The 25,621-nt window shown below is 62.8% G+C and carries 20 protein-coding genes; 4 read left to right on the top strand and 16 right to left on the bottom strand.

Annotation, left to right across the window (positions count from 1 at the left end; translation table 11 throughout):
• The 9 genes from ETQ85_RS08775 to ETQ85_RS08735 form a co-directional block, all read right to left on the bottom strand.
• Positions 1–1,056, bottom strand: coding sequence for a uroporphyrinogen decarboxylase family protein (locus tag ETQ85_RS08775; RefSeq protein ID WP_148578668.1), 1,056 nt, complete (start codon positions 1,054–1,056; stop codon positions 1–3).
• A complete protein-coding gene (locus ETQ85_RS08770) occupies positions 1,053–1,685 on the bottom strand; it encodes a cobalamin B12-binding domain-containing protein (protein ID WP_148578667.1) in 633 nt (210 codons plus the stop codon). The genes ETQ85_RS08775 and ETQ85_RS08770 overlap by 4 nt, the downstream gene beginning before the upstream one ends.
• A gap of 25 nt (positions 1,686–1,710) precedes the next feature.
• A complete protein-coding gene (locus ETQ85_RS27270) occupies positions 1,711–3,168 on the bottom strand; it encodes an ATP-binding protein (RefSeq protein WP_281283081.1) in 1,458 nt (485 codons plus the stop codon).
• A 192-nt stretch (positions 3,169–3,360) separates the two neighbouring features.
• Positions 3,361–6,246: an adenosylcobalamin-dependent ribonucleoside-diphosphate reductase gene (locus tag ETQ85_RS08760; RefSeq protein ID WP_148578665.1), complete on the bottom strand. Its 2,886-nt coding sequence runs from the start codon at positions 6,244–6,246 to the stop codon at positions 3,361–3,363.
• Positions 6,247–6,909: 663 nt separating this feature from the next.
• Entirely contained in the window at positions 6,910–7,749 is an 840-nt protein-coding gene (locus tag ETQ85_RS08755) for a ChaN family lipoprotein (RefSeq protein ID WP_148578664.1), read from the bottom strand.
• A 15-nt stretch (positions 7,750–7,764) separates the two neighbouring features.
• Entirely contained in the window at positions 7,765–8,112 is a 348-nt protein-coding gene (locus ETQ85_RS08750) for a DUF2149 domain-containing protein (RefSeq protein WP_222862110.1), read from the bottom strand.
• Positions 8,109–8,597, bottom strand: coding sequence for a MotA/TolQ/ExbB proton channel family protein (locus ETQ85_RS08745; protein ID WP_246128702.1), 489 nt, complete (start codon positions 8,595–8,597; stop codon positions 8,109–8,111). The genes ETQ85_RS08750 and ETQ85_RS08745 overlap by 4 nt, the downstream gene beginning before the upstream one ends.
• 35 nt (positions 8,598–8,632) lie before the next feature.
• A complete protein-coding gene (gene cobN, locus ETQ85_RS08740) occupies positions 8,633–12,604 on the bottom strand; it encodes a cobaltochelatase subunit CobN (protein ID WP_222862109.1) in 3,972 nt (1,323 codons plus the stop codon).
• A gap of 2 nt (positions 12,605–12,606) precedes the next feature.
• Complete coding sequence (locus ETQ85_RS08735) at positions 12,607–14,889, bottom strand: TonB-dependent hemoglobin/transferrin/lactoferrin family receptor (RefSeq protein ID WP_187394645.1); 2,283 nt, start codon at positions 14,887–14,889, stop codon at positions 12,607–12,609.
• 374 nt (positions 14,890–15,263) lie between these two features.
• Here ETQ85_RS08735 and rpsD point away from each other — a divergent pair, with 374 nt between their 5' ends.
• Complete coding sequence (gene rpsD, locus ETQ85_RS08730) at positions 15,264–15,875, top strand: 30S ribosomal protein S4 (protein ID WP_148578662.1); 612 nt, start codon at positions 15,264–15,266, stop codon at positions 15,873–15,875.
• The gene (locus tag ETQ85_RS08725) at positions 15,872–16,168 is read left to right on the top strand and encodes a hypothetical protein (RefSeq protein ID WP_148578661.1); all 297 of its coding nucleotides are present in this window, start codon (positions 15,872–15,874) and stop codon (positions 16,166–16,168) included. Before rpsD ends, ETQ85_RS08725 begins: the two co-directional genes overlap by 4 nt.
• A 4-nt stretch (positions 16,169–16,172) precedes the next feature.
• Here the strand turns inward: ETQ85_RS08725 and ETQ85_RS08720 are convergent, their stop codons facing one another.
• On the bottom strand, positions 16,173–16,835 hold the full coding sequence (locus tag ETQ85_RS08720; protein ID WP_148578660.1) for a hypothetical protein: 663 nt from the start codon (positions 16,833–16,835) through the stop codon (positions 16,173–16,175).
• A 58-nt stretch (positions 16,836–16,893) separates the two neighbouring features.
• Positions 16,894–17,181: a hypothetical protein gene (locus tag ETQ85_RS08715; RefSeq protein WP_148578659.1), complete on the bottom strand. Its 288-nt coding sequence runs from the start codon at positions 17,179–17,181 to the stop codon at positions 16,894–16,896.
• Positions 17,182–17,440: 259 nt separating this feature from the next.
• On the opposite strand from ETQ85_RS08715, the gene ETQ85_RS08710 reads away from it, so the two are divergent.
• Complete coding sequence (locus tag ETQ85_RS08710) at positions 17,441–18,853, top strand: MBL fold metallo-hydrolase RNA specificity domain-containing protein (protein ID WP_148578658.1); 1,413 nt, start codon at positions 17,441–17,443, stop codon at positions 18,851–18,853.
• 14 nt (positions 18,854–18,867) lie between these two features.
• On the opposite strand, the gene ETQ85_RS08705 is transcribed toward ETQ85_RS08710, so the two are convergent.
• From ETQ85_RS08705 to ETQ85_RS08690, 4 genes are all read right to left on the bottom strand, one after another.
• On the bottom strand, positions 18,868–19,200 hold the full coding sequence (locus ETQ85_RS08705; RefSeq protein ID WP_148578657.1) for a hypothetical protein: 333 nt from the start codon (positions 19,198–19,200) through the stop codon (positions 18,868–18,870).
• A gap of 88 nt (positions 19,201–19,288) precedes the next feature.
• On the bottom strand, positions 19,289–19,987 hold the full coding sequence (locus ETQ85_RS08700; protein ID WP_148578800.1) for a cupin domain-containing protein: 699 nt from the start codon (positions 19,985–19,987) through the stop codon (positions 19,289–19,291).
• 98 nt (positions 19,988–20,085) lie between these two features.
• Entirely contained in the window at positions 20,086–21,174 is a 1,089-nt protein-coding gene (locus ETQ85_RS08695; RefSeq protein ID WP_148578656.1) for an alkene reductase, read from the bottom strand.
• 84 nt (positions 21,175–21,258) lie between these two features.
• The gene (locus ETQ85_RS08690) at positions 21,259–21,843 is read right to left on the bottom strand and encodes a TetR/AcrR family transcriptional regulator (RefSeq protein ID WP_148578655.1); all 585 of its coding nucleotides are present in this window, start codon (positions 21,841–21,843) and stop codon (positions 21,259–21,261) included.
• Positions 21,844–21,941: 98 nt separating this feature from the next.
• Here ETQ85_RS08690 and ETQ85_RS08685 point away from each other — a divergent pair, with 98 nt between their 5' ends.
• On the top strand, positions 21,942–22,841 hold the full coding sequence (locus ETQ85_RS08685) for an arginase (protein ID WP_148578654.1): 900 nt from the start codon (positions 21,942–21,944) through the stop codon (positions 22,839–22,841).
• Here ETQ85_RS08685 and ETQ85_RS08680 read toward each other — a convergent pair.
• Positions 22,838–25,618, bottom strand: a complete 2,781-nt coding sequence (locus ETQ85_RS08680) for an Hsp70 family protein (RefSeq protein ID WP_148578653.1) — start codon at positions 25,616–25,618, stop codon at positions 22,838–22,840. The two genes, ETQ85_RS08685 and ETQ85_RS08680, sit on opposite strands and share 4 nt — an antisense overlap.
• Positions 25,619–25,621 lie beyond the last annotated feature (3 nt).

Here is a 25,621-nt window from a genome sequence, read left to right as displayed (position 1 = left end):
TCAGTCGTTTTCCTTTAGCCAGTCATCAACCCAGTCGAGCGGGTAATTGCCCCAGCGCTCAACGGCATCCCCAATTGCCAGCAATACTTCATCGGGCACCAGCCAGGGAATCTCGCCATGATTATCGCCGAGCAGGAAACCGCCACCGCGACCGGCCTTGGCAATCGCACGTCTGACTTCGAATTCGGCATGGGCTGTTGTCCAGCGCCGCATTTCTATTCCATTCAGATTTCCCAGCAGGCTGACACGCCTGTTGGCCGCAGCCTTGAGCGCGGCCAGATCCTCCAGTGCGCTGACCCCGATGATAGCCGTGCCGGTATCGGCAATCTCGCCGATGATCGGCAAGGCCCGACCTGACGCCATGTGAGTGGCCGTTGGCCCCTTGATGCGTGACAGGGCCTGCCTGGCGACGGTCTGTCCGGTCTTGAGATAGAGCTCGCGCGGGATGTTGGTGGTGGAGGACACGGGGTCGAAATAGCAGATCGCCGTTGCCCCCGCAGCCAGTTGCGCGTTGGCCCAATTGACGGAGAACGTGATGTTGGCCTGCATCAGGCGCTCGAAGCGCTCGGGTTGTTCGTAGATCAGTTCGAGGTAATTGTCGAAGCCCATTTGCATGACGGGCAGGGAGAAGGGAGAAATGGCGACGCCGATAATTGGCACGCTGTCGCCCACTCTTTCCTTCAGGCCCCGAATGGTGTCGAGCACACGCTGCAAGCCGGGCGCGGTTTCAATGGCGGGCGGGATCAAGGTGTCGATCTGCTCGGCACGGGTAATGATCGGCGAACCGCACAGAGGCGGGCCGTCGGGCATGAAAATCGTATGGCCTCCCCAGGCTTCCATTTCAATGGCCGCATAGTAAAAACCATACAGGCAGTCGGCGCGATATTTTTTCAGAAGACGCATCTGGCCTTCGATGACGTTCCCGGCACGCGAATAATATTCTTCGATCGACAGGCCGACTTCCTTCGCACCGTGCTCGGTCGTGAGCAAAAACAGCGGGACGCGATCAGGCTCCTGTTGCCCCAGTGCGGTCAGCGTGCGCTGCATGGCGTTCATTGCATCTCTCGCATCCAGCGTTCAACGATGGTGACGGCTTCGGCTGCATTGCGGCCCATGGCATCGGCACCAACCTCGCTCCACAGTTTGTCATCGAAGAGAAACGGTGCCCCGCCGACGACAACCTTGACGGGCAACCCGGCGGCCTTCAGACGGGCACAGACCTGGCCCACTTTCAGCGCAGAAGGCAGCATCAGTACGGAAATCAGCAGCACCCGGATGTTGCCGGCCAGCACGCGTTCGACCAGCTCGTCCACATCCATACGTCCGTAATCGAACAGTTCAAAGCCGCTGGCCCGCATCTGTGAATAGACAATGCGCTTGCCAAGCATGTGGTAGTCGCTGAGAACGACGATGGCCGAACGGGGCTGATGCTTGCGGTCTGGATCGCTCGGCGGAAGCACTTGCTCGACCAGTTCTTCACAGATCCGGCCGCTCATGTAAACCTGGGACAGGGCGATATCGCCTTGTTCCCAGGCCAAACCGATCTGCTCAAGCGCCGGCACAACGATCTGATCGACCACCAGAATGGGCGTCAGGTGCGCCAATGCCTGATTGACGACGCTTTCTGCACCGAGACGATCCAGTGTTTCCAGTGCTGCCCGGAAAGAGACTATCCATTCGTTCATGATGTTCCTTTCCTGCCGCCTCGGCTCACAGGCTTGCCGCCGGTTGCTGGATCGGCAAGCAGACACGGAATGTGGAGCCCTTGCCGACTTGGCTATCCACCCGGATGCGGCCGTGGTGCTTTTCCACGATGCCGTAGGACAGGGATAGCCCCAGCCCGGTCCCCTTGCCGATCGGCTTGGTGGTAAAGAAAGGGTCAAAGATGTGGAGCATGTTCTCGGGCGAGATTCCCTCGCCGGTATCGGCAATTTCCACCCAGACCTCATCACCGGCGTGCCCTGTGCGTATGGTCAGAACGCCATGCTCCTTGATGGCATGGGCGGCATTGACCAGCAGGTTCATGAACACCTGATTGAGATGCGAAAGCACGCATTCGATCTGCGGCAACTCGCCATATTCCTTGTGTACATCGCATTTGTACTTCAGCTCGTTCCAGACCACGCTGAGCGTGCTTTCGATGCCCTTGTGAAGGTCCTCGCATCTCCAGGTTTCTGTTGTTTCGATACGCGAGAAGTCTTTCAGGGATTGAATGATCTTTTTGACCCGATCTAGCCCGTCCTGTGACTCGGTCAGCAGCGACAGCACATCCTCTTTTAGATAATCCAGTTCCACAGAAGCCTTGAGGGCGTCGGCCGCCGCAAAGCGCTCGGGCGAATCCTTCCCGGTGTCGGCTTGTGCAGTTTCGTAGGCTTGAATGAGCGCCAGCAATTCGCCGACATATTCTTTGAGCGTGCCGAGATTGGAACTGACGAAGCCGACGGGATTATTGATTTCATGCGCCACTCCCGCGGCCAGCAGGCCAATGGATGCCAGCTTTTCGGACTGCAGGAGCTGATTCTGGGCGTCTTTCAGCTGCTTGTTCAGTACGGTGAGATCGTGCATCTGGGCGTCGGCCACTTCCTGGGCATGCTGACGCTCGCCAATCTCGATATTCAGCTGCGCGTTTGCCAGTTTCAGGTCAATTGCCAGTTTCTCGATTGGGCGCTTCCGCTCAAGGCTCTGCAATACCTGATAGGTCCGCAACTCTGCATAGACGCAGGTAAAAAGCTTGTCGGCGGTCAGGTCGGACTTGAGGCGGTAATCGTCGATTTCATAGTTGGCGACGACGTCGCGCTGCAGTGTGTAGCCCGGCTGGCCGGTCAGCAGGACAATACGAACCATCCGGTTTTCCAGATTCTGACGGACATGCTTTACCAGTGTCAGACCCGCATCGTTTGTTTCCATGACGACATCGAGCAGAATCAGGGCGGTGTCTGGGTGTTTCGCCAGCATTGCCTCGGCTTCTATGGCTGAATAGGCGTCGATCAATTGCAGTGGCAGCCCTTCGACAACCATGTCCTGCAGCGTCAAGCGAAGCACCGCATGGATGTCCTGAGCGTCATCGACCAGCAGGACTTTCCAGAACGGGCCGCTGCCGACATCCGTCGCTGCGAGAGGGTCGGGCTCGGGAGCAAACAGCGCAAGGAATTCGTCTTCAGTACTCACAGCGCACATAAGGATGTCTTGATGTGCGGGTACTCTACCTGATACAGACAACGCTTGCCTGCGACATGCTGGAAGGCGCCAGCCGAGGCAAGTACATCGTTGATGCCCTGACGATTTGCGATGGCGTCGCCAGAAAGACAAAACCCCGGTTGGAGCCGGGGTCTTGCTTTTCAACTTGTCTGCTGCAGGTGATCAGCCGCAGGTTCCTACTGCGCCGCAGGCGGTGCAGAAGTCGCAGCCATCCTTGCGGATGACCGAGTGGTTGCCGCATTCGCCGCACAGGGCGCCCTGCATCACCTTGGGTTCGTTGTTGTCGCGGGGCGACTCGAGGATGCCCATTTCGCGGGTCGGGTAGCCGGCTTCGTTGAGAACACCCAGCATGGCGTAGCGGTGGATGATCAGCGCGGCCAGGTAGGCGACGGTGGAGGGCCAGTTTTGCTGACGGCGGGTGCCGGGCACGAAGGCCATGAAGTCGCCGAGGGGTTCCGGGTAGTCGATCAGCTTGCGCAGCTTCATACCGATCCAGGCCGGGTCCATGACGCGCATGTCGAGGGACAGGATGCGTGACAGGCCGTCCAGGGCGCGCGGGTAGTTACCCGACAGCCACATGGAGTAGGGGCGGGTGACGCCGTCCGGCAGGGTGATTTCCTTCAGGCCCAGCACGAAGTCTTCGCCGGTGGCAGGGTTCTGGATATCGACGGTCCAGGACAGGGTGCCGTCGGTGCCGGTCTTGGGTTCGGCCAGGCTGAACAGGCTGTCGAGCACCGGGTTGGGCAGATCGCCTTCTTCCAGGGCGCCAAGCTTTTCGCAGCGGTAGCGAACCACCTGGGCGAAGGCGGAGACGACGCCCGGCATGAGCTTCTGTTCGCCGTGGGGCGGGAAGCGCAGTTCGAAGGGCTTTTCACCGACCGTCTTGGCCAGGGTTTCGAGCTTGAGCTTGAGCCAGCCGCGGTCGTTGGCGCGCATGTCCATCGACAGGGTCTTGGCGACTGCACCCAGGCCACGAGGCTGGTCGGCACCGTTCACCCACACTTCGAAGGGGAAGGCTCCCTTGGCGGGGCTCTCTTCGACCGGGTCCATGTGGCCGACGAAGAGGGCGAAGTTGCCCTGCGGTGTGCTCAGCATGTAGGTCCAGGCGGCGTTGCCGTCCGGCAGGTCCGGGCGGCCGGGCCAGCGCAGGGAAGACAGCACCGGGGCGGGCAGGCTCTTGATGGACAGGCGACGGTTGGTATCGTCGGAAATCTCCAGGTCGTGGGGCTGCTTCTGCTCGGTGGTCGGCGTGACGGACAGCACCGAGCCCAGCACGGCATTCGGCCGGTAGGTGGCGAGACCCTTGAGACCGGACTTCCAGGCGTCGAGGTAGAGATTCTCGAAGTCGGCGTAGGGGTAGTCTTCGGGGACATTCACCGTCTTGGAGATGGAGGTGTCCACGTACGGGGCGACTGCTGCGACCATGTCCTTGTGGGCCTGGGCGGAGATTTCGAGCGCGGTCACGAAGTACTCGGGCAGCTTGGAAACGTCGCCGCCGATGTGCTTGTACAGGCGCCAGGCGTAGTCCTCGACGGCGTACTCCTTGAGGGTCCCGTCGGCCATGCGCTTTTTGCGCGTGTAAGTGTAGGAGAACGGCGGCTCGATGCCGTTGGAGGCATTGTCGGCAAAGGCCAGGCTGATCGTGCCGGTGGGGGCGATCGACAGCAGGTGCGAGTTGCGCAGGCCGTGTTTGCGGATCTTGTCCTTCACCTCGGCCGGCAGGCGGGAGGCGAAGTTGCCACCGGACAGATACATGTCGGCGTTGAACAGCGGGAAGGCGCCGCGCTCTTTGGCCAGCTCGACGGAGGCCAGGTAGGCCTGGTCGCGCATGAACTCGGAGATTTTGGTGGCCATGGCGCGGGCGGCATCGGTGTCGTAGCGCAGGCACAGCATGGCCAGGGCGTTGCCCAGACCGGTGAAGCCGAGGCCGACGCGACGCTTGGACTGGGCTTCGGCATGCTGCTGCTCAAGCGGCCAGTGGGTGGCTTCGAGCACGTTGTCGAGCATGCGGATGGAGGTTTCGACCGTTTTGGCGAAGCCGGCGAAGTCGAAGCTGGCCTTGTCGCTGAAGGCGTCCTTGATGTACAGGGTCAGGTTGATCGAGCCCAGGCAGCAGCAGCCGTAGGGCGGCAGCGGCTGTTCGGCACACGGGTTGGTGGCCTCGATGGTCTCGCAGTAGTACAGGTTGTTGTCGCGATTCATCCGGTCGAGGAACAGGATGCCCGGCTCGGCGTGGTCGTAGGTGGAGCGCATGACCTGATCCCACAGGTCACGGGCGCGCACCTTGCGGTACACCCACAGGCCGTCGTCGCGCTGGTAGGCGCCGGAGTCCTTGAACTCGCTGGACGGTTCGGCCTTGTGGGCCAGTTCCACGTCACCGTCGGATTCGACGGCCTGCATGAAAATGTCGGTAACGGCGATCGAGACGTTGAAGTTGGACAGGTCGCCGTGGTCCTTGGCGTGGATGAACTCCTCAATGTCCGGGTGATCGCAGCGCAGCACGCCCATCTGGGCGCCGCGGCGGGAGCCGGCGGACTCGACGGTTTCGCAGGAGCGGTCGAACACACGCATGTACGAAACGGGGCCGGAGGCGTTGGACTGGGTGCCGCGCACCATCGCGCCCTTGGGACGGATGGAGGAGAAGTCGTAGCCGACGCCGCCACCGCGACGCATGGTTTCGGCGGACTGGGCCAGGGCGGTGTAGATGCCGCAACGACCATCAACGGATTCGGTGATCGAGTCGCCCACCGGCTGGACGAAGCAGTTGATCAGCGTGGCGGCCAGGTTGGTGCCGGCAGCGGAGTTGATGCGCCCGGCCGGCACGAAACCCTTCTGCTGGGCTTCGAGGAACCTGGCTTCCCAGTGGGCACGTTTTTCTTCGACTTCCATGGCCGCCAGGGCGCGCGCCACACGGGTACGTACGTCGGCGATATTCTGCTCGTTACCCTTGGCATATTTCTCCAGCAGAACCTCGTCGCAGATCTCTTGCGGCAGGAGGTTGGCGGCAGTTGCGGGCTGGTTTTTTGTGGACTTTGTCGTGGCGGTCATGGACGGCTTCACCTCCTTTTATGGGTGCTTTTGTTGATGCATTCGTGGGTGCAATCGTTGATTGCACAAGCGGCGCTAGGTTACTCCGACAAACGATTTTCAGCAAAAATTTTAGTTGTTTAAAAACAAATACTTAAAAAAAGCAATAGTGCGATTAAAAGATTTTTTCTACTACATTTAGTAGTGTTTTTGGCTATGAAAATCAAGGGAAAGTATCGGAAAGTCGGCTCAGATCCTTGATTTTTCGGGGAAATGGGGCCGCTTGGGCGCACCGGAGGCTGATCAAAAACACCGGATCGAAGCAGAGATAAAAAAGCGGGATGAGCCAGGATTCTCCGGGAGGATTCCGGATCAGGGGCACGCGGCCGAAATGGACAAAACTGCAGGGTGAGAACAGGGCTGCGCCCCGATCCTCCGGATGTTCACACCCTGCTTCTAGCTACTCTTTGATGTGGGTGTGACACACAGCCAAAGTCAGGCCGCTTTAGCGTCAGGAAGTTACGCTCGAGTGTTTTCAGAATGTCGGAGGCGTCGGCACGGTGGTCGTGCACTGGAGACGAGCAGAGTTCGACTATTGGATGATGGAGCCGCTGCGGACTTTAAGTGGGCAAGGGCACCGGGCTCAACACTGCAACGTCCTGGTTGCAACCATCTCCAGCTCACCTACCGGTTTTTGCCGAAGCCTGTGCAGGGATCGTCCCGATTGGTCGCCTCTGTTTGCCAAACGTAGTCATGGGGAGTGGCCGATGCACTTGAATCGTTCTCGACGAATGCGATGCTCACGATTCTGGCGTCGGGTTTGAGTACCGAAAGTAGCTGGGGAACACCGTAGTCGGTGCGGACATGACCGTTACCCGCTACCAGCACGGCAGGGCGGATGTTTGCGGCGAGGAGGCTTTCGGCCATGGATGCATCCCTTGCCCGCTGGGCCAGCCGCATGGGCGGAATGCGTGCTGGTTCCAGTTGCCCGCAGTGGCTGGTGAGCAGGTCTGCGTCCAGGATCGATGCAGCGACAGGGTTGAGGGGCGCGCGGTTGATGATCGCCCGCAAGGTGTGAGGCAGGGCCGAATCGCCTTCACGCACGATCCGGCGGGCGAGATCTTTGGATATGTTTCCACCCGTAACGGGCAGCCCGGCTCCGAGCAGGCCGCTAAACAGGGGTTCGTGGATCGGCCACTTCCATGCCCGCGTATCGAACCCTGCCTCTTCCATGTGAAGTTGCAGGTTTTTGCTGCTGTCCGGCGTGAGCCGCCTTCCGCTGTCCAGATGCTCCGCAATGACTACTACCCCCGTGGGGGCCAGGCGGGCGATCAATTCAGCCCGACGCCGGTGGTGATGGGGGTTGTCGTGCAGTTCTCCAAGGAGCACGTAATCGCTGCCCCGCAGTCTGGCGGCCAGCTCGGTAACGCTTATTTCATCGCCGCTCCGCACATCGATGATGTGCTCGAGCGCCGCGGCAGGAAGGGGCGCAAAGAATAGTAGGGCGATGAGAAGGCGTTTCATGATTTCACTTCATGTCTATTTGGTGGGGGGCGAAGCGGCCTTGGCGGTCTCCTCAGGTACGTACACGATGGAGCCGTCATTCATCTTGTAAGCCACGCCGGCCTTCTCGCCGTCGCCGCTGCCAATGGCACCGCTGGCCTTGTAACGCTCCACCTTCTCGCCTTTCTTGACCACGATTTCCATGTTCGGTTTGCCGGGATCGGTAATCACCGTCACGTCCTGCCTGGAGAAGGGGTTCATCAGCGGATTCTGGGCGATGGTGATGAGGAGGGCCGCGATAACCACCAGGAAGATGTCGATGAGGTTGACCACGGAGAGGATCGGATCCTCGGTCTCCGGTTCATGAAGGAGCTTGATGCTCATTGGCCGTTCTCCAGCCGGAGTTGGGCGATCTGCAGCATCTCCTCGGCCAGCCAGCGGCGTCGCACATTGGTCACCCAGAAAGTGATGGAGGCGGCGATCAGGGCCAGGATCACGGCTGAGAAGGCGATTGTCAGGTTCTGGGAGACTTGGGCCAGGTTGCCGTCGGACAGGGATTTGAGGGCCGGGCCCATGGGAATCATGGTGGCGACCAGACCGAGCATCGGCGTGACCCGGCTGGCTATGCGTGCCGACTCGAGCATGGTGTGGGCACGGACATCCAGTTCGTCGTCACTCATCTGGCGGGCGGCCCGGAATGTCGTGAGCAGGGGGCGGCCGCCACCGCTGCGTCGATGCCAGGCGAGCACCGCGAACTCTCCGAGCGTCCAGAAGGCGTACAGGAAGAGTAGGGTAATCAGGGCCAGCGTGGGTAGGAGGAAGAGCTGGGCAAGCTCATACATGGAGGTTTCGACAAGACTGGGCGTCACGGTAAAAGTCCTTGTGTGGAAGAGGTGAAGGGAGATCAGGCGTAGCGCGTCCGCCGGGCCCTGAGCATGCCGCCGAGGGTGGCAAGGGCGACGAGGCCTAGCGCCGCAGCTGCGCTGGAGAGGGCTGCGGGGCGCGGCGGCTCAAGCTTGTCAAGGCGCATGCCCTGGATGGGCGGTGACGGAACGGGCACTGCCGTTGCGGGCTCGCTCTCCTGCCGGGACGCCGGGGCTTGAGCTGCAGCCTTGGCCGGTGCGGCAGCCGCCTGCTGCAGGCCGAATCCGGCGAAGCCACGCAGGGCGGCGTTGTCGGTTCTTACCTGATGGCGTTCCGCCAGTTCCCGGTAGCGTTCCTTGAGTTCCTTGACGGTGGCGGCATCCGCCTTCCAGTAGCCTTGGCGGGCAGCTTCAAGCATGCGTTCGATGCTCTGGGCCAGGGCATGGGGGTTGTTGCGCTCGAACCAGTCCTTGAGGCCGAGGCGGTGTTTGTCACGGACATAGACGTCCACGAATTCCTGCCACTGGTCGTCCCGGACGATCTCGCGTGCGACTGTCTGCCAGCCGGAGAAGTTGTTGATGCCATCCAGTACTTGCAGGGTGCCGGCGTAGCCTTCCTTCATCAGGCCCTGGATGTAGCCCGGGTGGAAGTTGCGGGTAGCGAGCTCTTTGGCGAGGAACTGGGCTGCGCCCTCGACCTTGCCGGAACCGTTGCCGCGCAGGTTGGAGATGTAGAGCTCGGGGGCCTTGCCGTCCAGGTGACGCACCGCCAGGGCGATGCCGCCCAGGTACTGGAAGGGGTCATCGGTGGTGAGCATGCCGTAGAGGTTCGAGGTGCGTGACAGCACGGCGCCTTCGGTGCCTTTCAGGTGGGCCGCGTAGAGATTTTCCCCGCCCTTGCCGGCTTGCCCCCATTGCGTTTCATCCGGGCCATAGCCGAACTGCATGCGGGACAGGTACAGCCGGGCGAGCTTGCGGTCGCCTTCTGCCTTGCCCTTCCAGGTGTCGGTGGCCAGTGCGGCATCGTCGAGGCCGGTGCCGTAGCGGCCGGATTCCGAAGAGAAGATACGGGTCTGGGCGGCGTTGGTGGCCTGCGCTTCGCTCCAGCCCCTGGCACGCAGTTCGGCGGCGATGCGGCGGGTGTTGTCGGCCACCGGATTGTCGGTTTCCCGTGCTTCGGCGGCGAGCTTGGCCGCCTTGGCCAGAAGGCGCATCACGTTGGGAAAGTGGTCGCGGTACAGGCCGGTGGCAGACAGCACCACATCCACGCGTGGCCGGCCCAGTTCGGTGCGGAGGACGAGTTTGACGTCCTCCACCCGTCCGCCGGCGTCCCACACCGGCTCCACGCCCAAGGCCCACAGGGCCTGGGCTTCGAGCATGCCGAAGTGGCGCATGGTTTCCACCGACCAGAGGGTGAAAGTGAGTTTCTTTGGCGACTTGCCGGTCTTTTCGCGATGGGTGGCAAGGAGTTTGTCGAGGGCCTCCCGGCCGGCTTCCCAGGCGGCCTTGGTGGGAACGCGGGAGGGGTCGAAGCCATACAGGTTGCGTCCGGTGGGCAGGGCGTCCGGGTTCTTGATGGGGTCGCCACCGTAGCTGGTGGGGATGTAGCGGCCTTCAAGGGCGGCAAGAAGGGCTCTGGTCTCGTTGCCGGCATCGAGGGCGGCGTACCACTGGCGTGCATGTTCAGCTGCAGCATGTGCCTTGGGGGGCAGGCCGGCGATGTCCGCACCGCCATGGACGATTTCCCGCAGGCGCCGGAAGGGTGTCGATTCCGCGAGTCGGGTGTAGTCGCCCACCAGCATTTCGTCAGCCTCTTCGCCGGGGCCGGCGACGCCCTCCCAGAAATCCTTGCCGAGCATCATCAGTACGGTAGCAAGACGCCACGGTTCGCCGGCGCCCTGGCCGAAGGTGTGCAGCCCCATGGGCTGGGCACTGCGGGCGAGTTCGTGAAGGTGATCATGGACCTCGGTGACGAAGGCCGGGAAGTCGTCGCGGATACGCGCTTCAGTCCAGCCCAGGTCGCGCTCGATGCGTTCCTTGCGGACACCGGCGAGGAACTCGGCGCGGATCTTTTCCTTCACCGCACCGTCGTCCTGGGCCAGCCAGGCATGGAGCTGGTCGTGGATGCGAGTAAGGCTCGCGTGCAGGCCGGCCGGGGCGAAGGGTGGCGTCTGGTGGCTGATGATGGTGGCGCGGCCACGGCGCTTGGCCTGGGTGGCTTCGCCGATGTTGTCCACGATGTAGGGGTAGATCACCGGCACGTCGCCAACGGCGAGCATCGGGAAGTCGGTCACCGACAGGCCACGCTCCTTGCCGGGCAGCCATTCCTGGCTGCCGTGGGTGCCGTAATGGATGAGGGCATCGCTGCGGGCCTGCTCCCGCGCCCACAGATAGGCAGCCAGGTAGAAGTGGGACGGGGCGGCGCTGGTGGAGTGGTAGAGGGCCTTTTCCTTTTCCTCCCAGCGTTCGCCGCGGGGCGGCTGGGGCAGCAGGCTGATGTGGCCGAGCTTGAGGCGTGGCACCACGAACCAGTCCTGGCCATTTTGGCGGATTACCATCGACGAGCGTTCCGGCTCGCCCCAGCGCTCCTTCAACTGGCGCTGCACAGGGTCGGGCAGACGCGCCAGCCACTGGCGATAGACAGTTACCGACAGGCGTTCGGCAAGACCGTCGCGCAGCAGGGATTCGAGCTCCCGCTGGTCGTCAGCAGGCTGATAGTAGGGCGCGAGCAGGCGTTGCAGCGAGAGGGTCAGTTCGGTTTCGCCCGGCGTCTCGGTCGCATAGCCCCGGGCCTTCAGCGCGGTGAGGGTGCCGACCAGGCTGCGGGGCAGGTTCATGAAGGAGGCAGAGAGATTCTTCTCGCCGGGCGGGTAGTTCCAGAAGAACATCGTGACCCGCTTGTCGGCGTTGGACTTGCCCTGCAGGCGGGCCAGATTGATGGCCTTGGCGACTACGGCTTCGGCCTGGCCGGCGATGGGGGCGATCTGGTCGTCGGTCTTGCGGGTGGCGGCTGCGATCTGGATGTCGGTCACGCCGGCGTACTCGGCCTGAGCCAGGTAGAAGGGCACGTCCATCAGGGCAATGCCCTGCGGGTCGGCCGCCCACGCTGCCTCGTCGCCCTTGCGGTAGGGCATGGCCTGGATCACCGGCAGGCCGAGGGTTTCGAACTCGGTTCGGCGGCCTTCCGGGTTGAGCATGATCTGGGTGTTGATGATGGCGCTGGCCACCGGTTTGCCGCCGACGGTGACCATCTTGCGGATCGCGTCGGCATCCATCACCGGGCTGTAGAAGGGCAGGGGGATGGCGCCGGCCTTTTCAATCCGGCGGATCAGGTCGTCGATAAAGGCGGTTTGCTCGGCGGCGATGTATTGCTGGTGAAGGGCAATGGCGATGACCGGCAAGGCCGGTGCGGCTGCGCCGATCTTCCAGCGCAAGTAGCTGGCCGGTTCAGGGAAGACCAGGCCGGGGTAGTCTGGGTGATACACGCCACTTTTCGGGAAAATGATGGGTGCGCGGATGTCGTCCGCCGGCTTGCCGTCGAACTTGGCGGCCAGGCTGGCGAAGAAGCCGTCGAAGTTGAGACGCCCTCCGTTCACATAGTAGGCATGCAGGCGGCGTGCGACGTCGTCGGGCAGGCCCTGCCAGTGCGGCTGGCTGTCGTGGAGCCAGATCGCGGGCCCCTTCAGGCCCGGCAGGGCGCGGGAAAGCTGGGCTTCCACGAATGCCTGGAGATGGGGCCGGGGGGTGTCGAAGAGCACCAGGTCATAACCCCGGAAGAGTTCTGGTCCGCTATCCGGAGGGAGCTTCTCGGCAAATTTCGCATCGATGGAGATGCCGTGGGGGCGGGCCGCATCGGCGAGCTTGAGGAATTTTCCCGGCTGGATCGGCGAGGTGCTGACCACCAGGACGCGCGCCGCCAGAGCCTGGCTGCTCCCCGTCAGGAGGAGCAGGCACAGGGCCGGCAACAGGAGCAGGTGCGATACGCGGCGCACGGTGGCAGTCAGCATCGTCATGCTCAGAAATCCACTTGCAGCGCGGCGCTCAGATTCCGTCCGGGCTGGGTGTAGAAGGCCGGGCCGGCGTCGGTGGGGGTGAGGCCAACCTGGCGTACGTCGCTCCACAACCAGTATTTCTTGTCGAAGAGATTGTTGAGGGCCAGATTGAGGCGTGCTTGTGGATGCACTTTCCAGCTGGCACTCAAGTCGGCCACTGCGTAACCCGGGGTACGGAAGTAATCCCCATCGGTGCTGTCCACCCGGGTCTTCTTCAGGGCCGCCCGCAGGCGGGCATCGAGGGCCAGCGGACGGGCGGCGACATTGCCGTCCCAACCCAGATTGAGGTAGAGGCGGGCGGGCTCGACGCTGTTCAGAGGCTGCTTCGTCGAGGTGACGTCTCCCTTGGTCCAGGCAATCGCTGCGCTGGTGCGAAAACCCTGGGGCAGGGCCCAGGCGCCACGCACTTCAAGACCCTGGATGCGCACCTTGTCCAGGTTGACGGCCTGGTACACCGAGCGGACCGTGTTGCCGATGCAGGCGGCGGTGGCGCCGCTCGAACGGCATACCAGTTCATTGCTGATGAAGTTGTCGTAGTGGTTGCGATAGGCGGCGATGCGCAAGTCGCCCCCGGCCAGCTTGAAGCGGCTGCCTATTTCCAGCCCGGTGCTGGTTTCCGGCTTCAGGTCGGGGTTGGGAATGCTCGCGTAGTTCTGGGCGGAGTTGTAGAAGAGTCCATTGACCTCCGTGTAGTTGGGCGCCCGAAAGCCGCGCACGACCTGGCCGTAGAAGGACAGGCCAGGGGTTGCCTGCCACAAGGCGGCAAGCTTGGGCGAAAAGGCCGAGTGGTCCTGATCGGTGGCGGAGAAAGTCTGTGCGCCGATGGTCTTGCTGGTCGCATCGGGTCGGAGCTGGACGGTGTCGAAACGCAGGCCGGGAGTGAGGGTGAGACTGCCGAGGGTGATTTCATCCTGCGCGAACATCCCGGCGCTGGTGGTTTCACCGGGGGCGAAGTCGCGCAGGGGATACGTATCGCCGGCAAGGCTCTTGCTGACCGTTCCGGTGGTCTGGTTGGTGATCAGGTAATCGCGGATTTCACTGAACTTCTGTTGGCGCCAGTCTGCACCGACAATCAGCAGGTGCTCGAGCGCGCCGGTCTGCAGGCTTTTTTCGATCTGCAGGCCGGCTCCGGTTGTTTCCTGCGCGAAGTTGAAGTTCATGTCGATCAGGCAGGTGCTGCTGCCCGCGGTCGTTCCGGAGCAACCGGCGGTGGTCTTCGTCCTGCTCTGCAGGGTATAGGTCTGGTTGCCTGCGTTCTGATGGTAAACATTGAAGAGGAGACGATCGATCCAGCCGTCTGTGGGCTTCCATTCCCAGTCCAGGCCCACACGCTCGCGGTGGGCATCCTCGGTGCCACTGGCGGCCGTGACGCGCGGCAGCGAGGTGCTGAGGCGGAGCAATTCTGCCTCTGAGTGCTGGTGACGGTCTTCGTAGGTAAAGCGCAACTGATTGCCGCGTGACGGCTTGATGATGAGTTTGGCGAGGGTGCCGCGGGAACGGTTCTCCTGTGGGTTTGGCAACTCCCGACCGGCACTGCTGCCGCCTGTTTCACCCCTGTTGTCGAGTTCGTCGCCGCTGCGCCGGGTGACGGCAAGCAGGGCTTCGACCATCTCGTTACCACCTGCGAAATAGAGCGTGTTCTGCAGGCTTTGGTCGGCACTGCGCCAGGTGCCCTTGTAGCGGACCGCCGCGTCCTTCTTGCCGAGGATGTCCCGCGGATCGAGGGTCAGATAGCTCACCACGCCACCCAGGGCATCCGAACCGTAAAGGCTGGAGGCCGGCCCGCGCAGGACTTCGACACGCTTGAGAAAGTCCAGCTCCGGGCTGTCGGCGCTGGAGGTGGTGGCATTGGAAGGGCCGCCGCCGTTGTAGTAATCGGGCAGGCGGACGCCATCGACTTGTTGCAGTACCCGGTTGCCCTCAATGCCGCGGATGTTCACCGACGAAGTGCCAAAGCGACGCAGGTCGCGGGCTACGGCCAAGTCGGGTTCGTCCTGAAAGAGGCTGGCTTCGTCGTGCGGCAGGCGTTGGTCGATGCCTGCACGGTCAAGGGTCGTGACCGTGGCGGGAACTGCGTCTGCGCTGGTCTCGGTTCGGGTTGCAGAAACCACCACGCCGGACAGGGTTGCGATGTGTGGTGTGCCCTCGTCGGCATTGCCATGGACGCTCGCGCTGGCCAGGTAGAGACCAATGATCAGGGGAATGTGTCGTTGCTTGAAGGTAAAGCCCGGGCTTGTTGCTACCACGATAGATCTCCAGACGTGATGCATCTGGCTAGCTGGTGAATCTGAAGTGGCTGGCTTGACGCTCAAAAAAGATAGTGCGGAAGGCTTTTGGGCCTCCCTGCTTTGTTTCAGGGAGAGAATGCTAGAGATGTTTAAATCTAAATGCAAATCATTCTTGTTTACATTTTTTGCCTCGCTATGTAGGATGAGATCCGTTCTCAAAAATTCGGAGTGGTTAATGTATTCGATGATGTTGAATGTCTGCCTGCTCGCTTGTTTTCTGACGGGGGCTTTGACATTCGGAGCACTTGTATAGCAGCGCCTCATGCCGCTCGACTGGCGGATGCTTTTCTAAGCAAATAATTTTTTTACAACTACACAGGAAAAAAAATTCGATGTCCCGCTACACCGGCCCCCGTCTGAAAGTCATGCGTGCCCTGGGAGTTGAACTCCCGGGACTTTCCAGAAAACCCCTCGGAGAGCGCGACTACCCGCCTGGTCAGCACGGCCAGCGTCCCCGCCGCAAGTCGGATTACGGCTTGAAGCTGATTGAGAAGCAGAAACTGCGGATGAATTACGGGCTGACCGAGTCGCAGCTTCAGCGGCTTTTCAAGGAAGCGAAGAACGCGAAGGCACCGACAGGTCACAAACTCATCGAACTGCTTGAAAGACGTCTGGATAATTTTGTTTTTCGGGCCGGGTTTGCACCGACGATCGTTGCCGCGCGACAACTGGTTCGCCACAAGCATCTGAGCCTGAACGGGCAGGTAGTAAATATCGGGTCGATCCGCATCAATGTGGGAGACACCATTGTCCTGAAGGAGCGTTCGCGCCGCATGCCGATGGTGCTGGAGTGCATCGGGCAACCGTCGCTGAGTCGTCCCGAGTGGTTGCATTGCGACGAAAAGCAGTTCAGTGCCGTCGTGACCCGCTTGCCTGACGCCGGCGAAATACCCTTCCCGGTCGATGAGCAGGACGTGGTCGAGTACTACGCGGTGCGGCTATGAGCTTCAGTTGCGATTGTGACGACCGGGAGGACGAGGATTCCCTGCCGGAATATGAGACCGCCCCCGATTTGGCCCTGGCGGCACTCCTCACATTGATGACGAGTTATCCAGACCATCCGACGCCCGCCATCGCCCGCGCCATTGTTGCGCATCTGCAGGTCGTGAGCCGGGATGAGCGCCATGACAAAGAACTAAGCCGCAGTGCGGCTCAGTTGGTGAGCAAGTGGGAGGCCTTGGAAGTGCTTTGTGCTAAAGAAGCGGGTGTCCATCCGGTGCTGCCCGTGCGGCACTAGATTTTCATGGTAGTGAGGGCGCGTGCCCGGCCTCGGCCAGTCGGCTGCGCAGGGCATCCAGTTCACCTGCGTGCTGGATTGCCCGTTTGCGCAGTTCTGCCCCCTGGCGGGCGTTGTCGGCTGTCAGATGGGCCAGACGTGGTGCATCGACCGCCAGGCTGTTACCGACCTGATGAGACAGCATGTGGATATCACCATAAGCTTGATGACGGGTTTCCGGGGAAACCATCCTGTGAGTACAGGTGGCCCACAAGGGGCCGGCCACTTCACCCCGTTTCAGACACTCCTGCCAGTGAAGACGCACCTCTGCATCGGTCTTCAAGCGGGCAAATCGATCGACCCACAGTTTGTGGGTCTTTTCCAGGTAGTGCTGGATGGCTGCAGCTACCGGGTTGCGATGCTGGCTGAGGCTAACAGCTTCCACATGCATGCCGAATTCATTGGTCGAGGGTGACTTGAACTTGAAACGTTGCGCCAGACGATGTAGTTCGTCGATAGGCAGGCAAGTGCCGATGAGCGGGCAATGAAGCTTGTCATCCAACTCCCATAGTCTGGCTCGGCAGCGGGGTCCGGGATCTTTGGCTGCACGCTGTTGCAATCCAGGACCAAGTGGCAGAGCAAGGTCGGCAGCATGCTCATGCTGCCTATGAGGCTGTTTCAGGCACATGCCTGCCCTTCCGTGAATGAGATGTGCCGAAACCCGTCGTATCGCGGGGATAGCTTGCTCACTTGGCTTCCCTTCGGCCGCCTGCGGGTCGGCGCTCGGAGTAGGGGACTTCGTAGAATTGTTCGCCAGGGCCCATGTCAGCCCGTGCCAACTGTTGTATCAGGACACACATCACCGGTCGCCATTCGGGGCGGCCAGCTGTCAGTCGTTCCAGGCCGGCGAGGGGGCGATGAGCCTGGTCCAGGCAGATCATGCGCCAGTGCCACTGCTCCAGCAGCGATGGACCTGCATGGTGAGCTTGCCTGTGCTGGTTTTCGATGGTGGTGCGTGGTGTGGGTTGCTGCATGGTGCTCCTCCTGGCTGTCCGGTTGCTGCGCGGGCTGGCGGAGGCTTGCTGGCGCTGATTCCGATGATCGGATGTGACAGATTCAGGAAGTTATTATATGAGAATGATTTTCATTCGTAAGTTTTTTACATAATATTCCGCGTCAGCTCTGATCATTCGTATGCGGCCCGGCATTCGCCTGTCTCGTGGTTCGGCACGCTCCGGCGTTGCAATCCCGCATCCTGAGGTTCATGCTGAACCCGCTCAGGAGGTGTTCAAAATGCAAGTCAGTTTTATGGGAGCGGCCGGAGAAGTCACCGGATCCTGCACACTGGTCGAAACGGGAAATTGCCGTTTTCTGGTTGATTGTGGAATGTTCCAGGGGGGCGCCGAGGCGCGTTCCAAAAATCTGCATGCCTTGAACTTCGGCTTCGACGTTCGCGATATCGACTTCGTGTTACTGACGCATGCTCACATCGACCACTCCGGGCTGTTGCCGCGTCTGGCCGTATTGGGATTCCGCGGACCGATCTACGCGACGCCGGCCACCATCGACCTGCTCGAAGTGCTGTTGCTGGACAGTGCCCACATCCAGGAGAAAGAGTCCGAATGGCAGCTGCGTCATCAGCGTCGCCGTGGCAAGAGCGAGCGCGGTGTTCAGCCGCCGCTATACACCGTAGCTCAGGCGCAGTCGTCGCTCAGTCTGCTCAGGCCGGCTAACTATGGTCAGACAATTCATCCGGCTGAAACGGTCAAGGTCTGCTTCCATGACGCTGGTCACATTCTTGGCTCGTCCTGGCTGGAAGTAAGCGTCAGTGGCGAAGGGCGACCGCGCAAACTGGTGTTCTCCGGCGATCTCGGCATGTCGAATCGCCCGGTGTTGAATGATCCCGAGAAGGTGGTGCCGGAGGCCGATCTGCTGTTGATCGAATCGACCTACGGTGATCGTCTGCACCGCCCGATGCCTGAAACGGAAGATGAAATCGTTGCTGCCATCGAGCGGACGCATGCCTGTCACGGCAACCTGATCATTCCGTCCTTCGCGGTGGGCCGTACCCAGGAAATCATCTACCTGCTGGCAGATCTGGTGCGCCGTCAGCGTCTCTCGCCGCTCAAGGTTTATGTCGACTCACCGATGGCCAACGAGGCGACGCGCATCACGCTGGCACATCCGGCCCTGCTCGATGGCGAGACCCGTGAGCTGATTGCCTGGCTGCAGACACATCCGGCGAAAATGAAGGTTGAATTCGTCGCCGATGTGGAGCACTCGAGGGCGCTGAATGAAGTTCGGAGCGGTGCCGTGATTATTTCGGCCAGTGGCATGTGCGACGCCGGACGGATCAAGTACCACCTGCGCGAAAACCTGTCGCGCAGCGAATGCAGCGTCCTGATTGCCGGTTTCCAGGCGGCGGGCAGCCTCGGCCGCCGCCTTGTCGATGGTGCCCGGCTGGTGCACATTTTTGGTCAGCCGGTGCCGGTCAGGGCACGCATCTACACGGTGGGTGGCTTGTCGGCTCATGCCGATCAGGCGGGGTTGCTCGACTGGTTGCGCGGCTTTCATGCGCCGCCACGGCATACCTGTGTCGTGCATGGGGAAGCGGGGGCCTCGGCCACGTTTGCCCAGGCCATTCGTGACCAGCTGGGCTGGCGTGACGTGATGCTGCCGCAGAAGGGCGAGAGCGTCACGCTGTAGGGGCAAGCGCCCTTTTATCGGCCGAGTTCCGGAAAGCGTCGCAGCCACAGCCACGCGACGGTCAGCTGGACGGCGATGGTCAAGGTCCAGGTACCGGTAACGAAGCAGCAGGCGGCGGGCAGCACGACTTCGAGCAGTTCTTCACACACATTACCCAGCACAAAGAAGAACAGGGTCAGACAGGCCCACTTGAGCATGAAGCCGGGAAGATGGTGAATGCCGATCCGGCGGTTGTAGCGGTAGTTCTGCTGGCGTTCGAGGAGGCTCCCTTGGGTCACGTCCCGGAAGTAGGGGAAGGGCCACAGGTAGCGATAGAGGATGTGCCAGAAGGCTTCCTTCCTGTCCATCGTGCTCTCCTTTGACGGCCTGATCATGCCGTTGCGACATGCGCATGAGGCAGTTTGCGCCGACTTGAAGAGGGAGGGAAGAGACTGTTTACCCGGAGATCTGCAGCATCGGCGCCCCCAGGTGTCCGACTTTCACGTAGATGAGCGCGCCCTCGGCCTCCGTGTAGGGAGTGTGCCGGCTCCAGCGCGGGTTGCGCAACCAGGTGCCGGCCGGATACGTTCCCGCTTCGTCACGAAACACGCCTTCGAGCACCAGTATTTCTTCTCCACCCGGATGCGTGTGGGTGTTGAAACGGGTGTTGGGAGACCATCTCACCAGCGCCGAATTGATCCCGTCGAATTCATGCAGGGGCATGACCGACAGGCCGGGGACGAGGCCCGGGTACCAGGTAGCCGATGGCGTGTCGATTCGCACCGGCTGGGTGTCACTTTCGGCGAACTGCCACAGTTTGACGAAAATCGTGCAGCCTTCCCGGGTAAAGGGCGCGTGCGTGGTGCCAGGCGGGTTGCGGATGTAGGTGCCGGCCGGGTAATCACCCTGCTCATCCGAAAACACGCCGTCGAGTACCAGGAATTCCTCGCCGCCGCCGTGGGTGTGCGGGCTGAAGCTTGAGCCTGCTGCGTAGCGAACGATGCTGGTTGCACGGGCAAGTTCTCCACCGATGCGGTCGAGCCGGTGGCGCCATACTCCGGCGCAGGGAGAGGGCACCCAGTCTCCGGCCTGAGCGGGAGGGATGACGACGCGCTGGGTGAAGTCGGCGTTGATTTGAAGATGAGTGTCGTTCATGGCAAGGGCTCGGGGTTCGGCCATGGGCCGGCTCTGTGCAAGCCTGCCCACGGCCTGGTTTTTAAGTCAGACGCCGTGATCCTTCCACCCGTCCCGCGTCAGTTTTGCAGGGCCGGGTAGTCGATATAACCTTCCGCGCCGCCGCCGTACAGCTTGTCGGCGCGCAGCGCGTTGAGGGGCGCGTCCTCTTTCAGGCGGCGGACGAAGTCCGGGTTGCTGATGAAGGGACGGCCAAAGGCGACCAGATCGGTCTGGCCGCTTTCCACAGCGTCGAGGGCGTCGGTGCGGCTGAAGCCGTTATTGACGATCCAGGCGCCCGGGAAGGCCTTGCGCAGGGCCGCGTAGTCAAAGGTCGGGGCGTCTGCGGGATGACGTTCGCCACCGGTCTGGCCTTCGATCATATGCACGAAGGCCAGGCCCAGCGGGGCGAGTTGTTCGATCACATAGCCGTAGAGCGCCTGGGGATTGCTGTCCAGCGGTGAGCTGCCGCCGAAGGTGGTCAGGGGGCTCAGGCGCACGCCGGTGCGGCCGGCGCCGATTTCGCTGGCGATGGCCTGGACCACTTCGAGGAGCAGGCGCGCCCGGTTGGGGATGCTGCCGCCGTAGGGGCCGCTGCGGTCGTTGATGCTGTCGCGCAGGAACTGCTCCAGCAGATAGGTGTTGGCGGCGTGAAGTTCGACACCGTCGAAGCCGGCTTCAATGGCGTTGCGGGCAGCGCGGCGGTAGTCCTCGACCAGGCCGGGCAGCTCGTCGTCACGCAGGGCGCGGGGGGCAGACACCGGCACGAAGCCGTCGCGGGTGAAGGTTTGGGTGGCGGCGATTTGGTTAGTGGACGATACCGGGGCGGCGCCGTCGGGCAGCAGGGAACTGTGGGAAATCCGGCCCACATGCCACAGTTGCAGAACGATGCGACCGCCGGCGGCGTGCACTGCGTCGGTCACCGGGCGCCAGGCGGCGATCTGTTCCGGCGAATGGATGCCCGGTGTGTCGAGGTAGCCCTGGGCCATCGGGCTGATCTGGCTGGCCTCGGCGATGATCAGGCCGGCCGTGGCGCGCTGGCCGTAGTATTCGGCCATGATTGGGGTCGGGATGGTGCCGGTGGCGCGGTTGCGCGTCAGCGGTGCCATGGCGATGCGGTTGGCGAGGGAAATGTCGCCGATCTGGATCGGGTCGAAGAGCGTGGTCATGGTGCTTTCCTTGTGGTTTGATTAGACCGGTCGTCTATTTTTTGACCGAGCGGTAAGGGAAATTCGGAAGGGTATTTGCGTGTTTTAGTGGGACAGCAGTTGCAGGGTTGCCCGCATGGCGTGCTCCAGCGGGCTGGCGTTGCGGTGCAGCTTGGCCAGCAGGCTGGCTCCGAGCCACAACTGGTAAAGCGTGCGGGCCGTGTCCACAGGTTTAAGTGTGGGCAGGGAGGCATCGGCCAGCCCGGCGGCGATACAGCCTGCCAGGCGTTCGATGACGTGCTCGGTGCCGTTGCGCAGGGTCAGCCGCATGGCTTCCGAGAGGTCGGCGACTTCGGCGCCGAGTTTGACGACCAGGCATTTCTGATCGTCGCAGCTTTCGCACTGGGTTTGCTGCCACTGCTGCCAGTAGCGCAGCAGGCGTTCGCGGGCCGACAGCCCGGGCGTGGTGAACAGCGTGTCGATCTGACCGAGGTAACCGTCGAAAAAATTTTCCAGCAAGGCCTCGCCGAATTGTTCCTTGGACTTGAAGTAGTGATAGAACGACCCTTTGGGCACTTCTGCTGCCTGCAGGATTTCGTTCAGGCCAACGCAGGAAAACCCCTTCCCGGCGATGATCCGGCTGCCGGTATCGAGGATGTGCTGGCGGGTATCGGTGTGATGCGGCTTCATGGGAGGAGATATTAATGAAAACTAGACCGGTCGTCTAGTTAAAATAAAGGTATCGGACACATTGTCCCGTGCCGCTTTCGCCTTCAGGAACTTTTCACATGCCGCAACGCAAAATCGCCGTGATCGGTGTCGCCAATGCTTATGGTGCCGGTGATCCGGCTTGTCAGGACGGGCCCGAAATCCTGCGCCGCTTTGAATTTCTCGATGATCTGGCCCCCGCCGACGGGACGTCGCAGTGGGACGAAACCCTGCGCCCGTCGCACGAGTCGGCTGCCGGACCGCTGCCGGCGCTCAGCGACATGACCCGTCGGCTGGCAACGGCGGTCAGGGGGCATCTGGCGGCCGGGAATTTCCCGCTGGTGATTGGTGGCGATCACTCCTGCGCCATTGGCACTTGGTCTGGCGTCCATGCCCATCTGGAAAGCAGGGGGCCGGGGGCCCGGCTGGGCCTGATCTGGATCGATGCGCACATGGATAGCCATGCTGTGTACAGCGGCTCCAGCCAGAATATCCACGATATGCCCTTGGCTTGCCTGCTGGGACATGGCGCACCACAACTGAGCGGTATCGCGGATGCGGCCCCGACGCTCCGCCCGCAGGACGTGTGCCTGATCGGCGTGCGCAGCTTTGAATGGCGCGAGGCGGCCCTGTTGCTGACGCTGGGGGTACGCATCTATTACATGCAGGAAGTCCATGAGCGCGGGATGAGTGCCGTGCTTCAGGAAGCCCGCCGCCACGTGTGCCGGGAGACTGCCGGCTACGGGATCAGCATCGATCTCGATGCTCTTGATCCCCTGGAAGAGCCCGGCGTCGGTACGCCGGTTCCTGATGGATTGTTGCGCGCCGAACTCATTCAGGCGCTTGCCCCCTTGCGTGGTGATACGAGGTTGCAAGCTCTGGAGGTTGTCGAGTACAACCCCGATCAGGATCCGAATTTCACTACCGCGCAGGCCGTGCACGACTTGTGCTGCTCCCTGCTGGAGCCGGCCCTGGCCTAAGAACCGATGAGCCGGAGCCCCGGCGGCAGTGCTTCGCCGAAGCTGCGGCGCTGTTCGGCCTCGTCCGGCCGGGTGCCGTCGCGGACCATGGCGATCCAGCCTTGTGGCGCGCGCATGGCGATAAGGCGGCGAACCGCTTCGTCGCGCCGTTCGGCAGGCAGGTCGCGGGCGCGGTCGCCCGTCAGGCGGGCGATCTGGGCTGCAGCGAAGGCGGCGTGCTCGACGCGCTTCCAGTCGACGGCGAGGACGGCGTCCAGCCAGCCGGCGGCGATGTCGGCGGGCACCACCGTGTGGGTGCTGCCGTACAGCGACTCCCGTGCGCCAACCCGGCCGAGCGCCCACCAGGTGTGGGCCTTTTCGGCGGGGTTGTGCAGGCGGCTCAGGAGCCACTTGCCGACCTCTATCCGGTGCATGGTCGGCACCCGCTCCAGCGATGCCGCCAGCCGCACCATGTCGTCGTAACTGGCTTGTACCGGGTCGCGCGTGCGTCGGGCATCGGCCTGTTCCAGGTGGCCGGCGAGCACTTCCAGCACGGCCAGCTGGGCCGCTTCGGGCAGGCCGCCAGCGGCGCGACGCCACAGGGTCCACCATTCCGACCAGTTGCGGTTTTCCTGCACGTACTGAAGGCCTTGCCCGAACAGCCCGAACAGCTGCTCGATGCGCCATTCGTCGAGTGTGGCCCCAAGCCCGGGGCGCAGCGTATAACCGGCCAGATTCAGCCAGGTGCGTTCGTGCTCGGCGGAGCGCCGGCGGCGGCTGGCTCGTTCCATCAGCGCATCGAAGAGCGCCCGCAGCACGGGGATGTCCCATTCTTCCCGCGGGCCGAGCAGGCGTTCGAGACGGGCGCGCAGGCCGCGTACTTCCTTCGCGTCGACGTGCTGAGATTGGGTGCCGAAAACCAGGTCGATCAGTGCGATGGCTGCGCCGAGTTGCGGCACTGGCAGCGTGGGTGCGGGATTGCCTTCATCACCCGCAGCGGCGGTGTCTCCGCGCAACTCGAAAGCCAGCAGCCAGCGGCGGGCCGGATCGTCGGCACTGACGCAATGCATCTCCAGCGTGCCGACTTCAGTTATTGCTGTGCTGAGCTGCACTGTTACGTCCAGTCGGCGGGTGCCTTCGGGGACCGGCAGCACAGTGGCGATCGGCGGCAGGCGGACAAAGCCGTCACCGGCAAGATCGACCAGATCACCAGCTTGCCAGGGCGTATCGCCAACCGACGAAACAAGATGGAAACGCACGGCCTGCCCGAGACGTAGTGCAAAGCTGCGCGTCGGCAGATCTATTTCGTGACCGGCCTCGGTGCCGCGGGGCAGGATGCAGATACCGCGTTGGCCTGTTTTGTCGTCGGCGAGAAGCAGGAAATAGCTGCGTGCCGAACCGCCGCCGATGGCCGGCCCGGTTCCCCGCGTGCGGGCCAGCCCGTAGGCGACCGCGCCGCGGGCGACGGCCAGGTCGGGGGCGTCGTTGTGCAGCACACGCAGTCTGGCGCCACGCCAGCCCGCCAGGGTGGTTTCGAGCCGCTCGGCCAGGGGGCCGGCGCGGAACACACCGCCGTTGAGGAGCAGGGTATCCGGCACCGGCAAGTGGCCTTCGACCGGCGCATCCGCGCCGAGGGCCGCCCGTGCCGCGTCGGCATGACGCTGCAGAAAGGCCGCCAGGTGGCGGGTGATGGCCGGGTCGGCGGGGTAGGGCAAGCCGAACTCGACGATGCCGGCGCGGCGTTTACGGGGCGTATCGCGTGCCTCGCCGGGCGGGAAAAAACCATCCACGACGAGGCGCTCGACTTCTTCGCGTTGCAGCGCCACCGAACGGGCTGCGCCGATGAGGCGCGACCCGGCGCCGAGCAAGGTCACGCTGACCTGCTCGGGAGCGTCGGCTGCCAGCAGTTGCTCCTTGGCGGCCCGGCAGCGTTGTACCAGTTGCGAAAAACGCGCCGCCGACAGGCGCTCGGTGCCGCCCAGGCGCTGTTCGATCAGATGGGCCAGCGCGAGGTCCATGTTGTCGCCACCGAGCATCAGGTGGTCGCCGACGCCGATGCGGGTCAGGCGCGGGGCTGCGCCGGTGTGGCCGGCTTCGACCTGGATCAGTGTCAGGTCAGTGGTGCCGCCGCCCACGTCGCAGACCAGTACCAGCCGGCTGCCTGCCAGCTCGGCGGTGAGACTGTCACGATGGCGGAACAGCCAGTCCTGGAAGGCCGCCTGGGGTTCCTCGATCAGGCGCAGTGTGGGCAGTCCGGCCAGATGGGCGGCCTCCACGGTGAGCGCCCGGGCGCCTTCGTCGAAGGACGCGGGAATGGTGAGCACGATTTCCTGTGCGGCCAGCGGACTGTCGGGAAAGCGGGCGTCCCAGGCCGCGCGCACGTGGGCCAGGTAGCTTGCGCTGGCGGCCAGTGGTGAGACCTTGGTTACATCGTCGCCGGCACCCCACGGCAGGATGGCGGCGCTGCGATCGACGCCGGCGTGCGACAGCCAGCTCTTGGCGCTGGCCACCAGCCGGCCGGGCACCTGGGCGCCGAGGTCGCGGGCGTAGCTGCCGATTACCGGTGCGGCGTCGCCGCCCGGCGTCGGCGTGCCCCAAGGCAGTTGCAGGGATGCCGGGTCGAGCTCGCCGGTGGCAGGGTGGTAGCGCACGGACGGCAGCAGTGGCCGTGTGGCCACCTCGCCGGGGCCGACCAGCTGGTCGATGGACAGCAGGCGGATTTCCTCATCCCCTGCTGCTGCGTAAGCCACGACGGTGTTGCTGGTGCCGAGGTCGATGCCGACGAGGTAAGTGCTCATGGG

The organism is Zoogloea oleivorans, assembly GCF_008107625.1.
Classification (GTDB): domain Bacteria; phylum Pseudomonadota; class Gammaproteobacteria; order Burkholderiales; family Rhodocyclaceae; genus Zoogloea; species Zoogloea oleivorans.
This window is presented reverse-complemented; position numbering and strand designations above follow the sequence as displayed.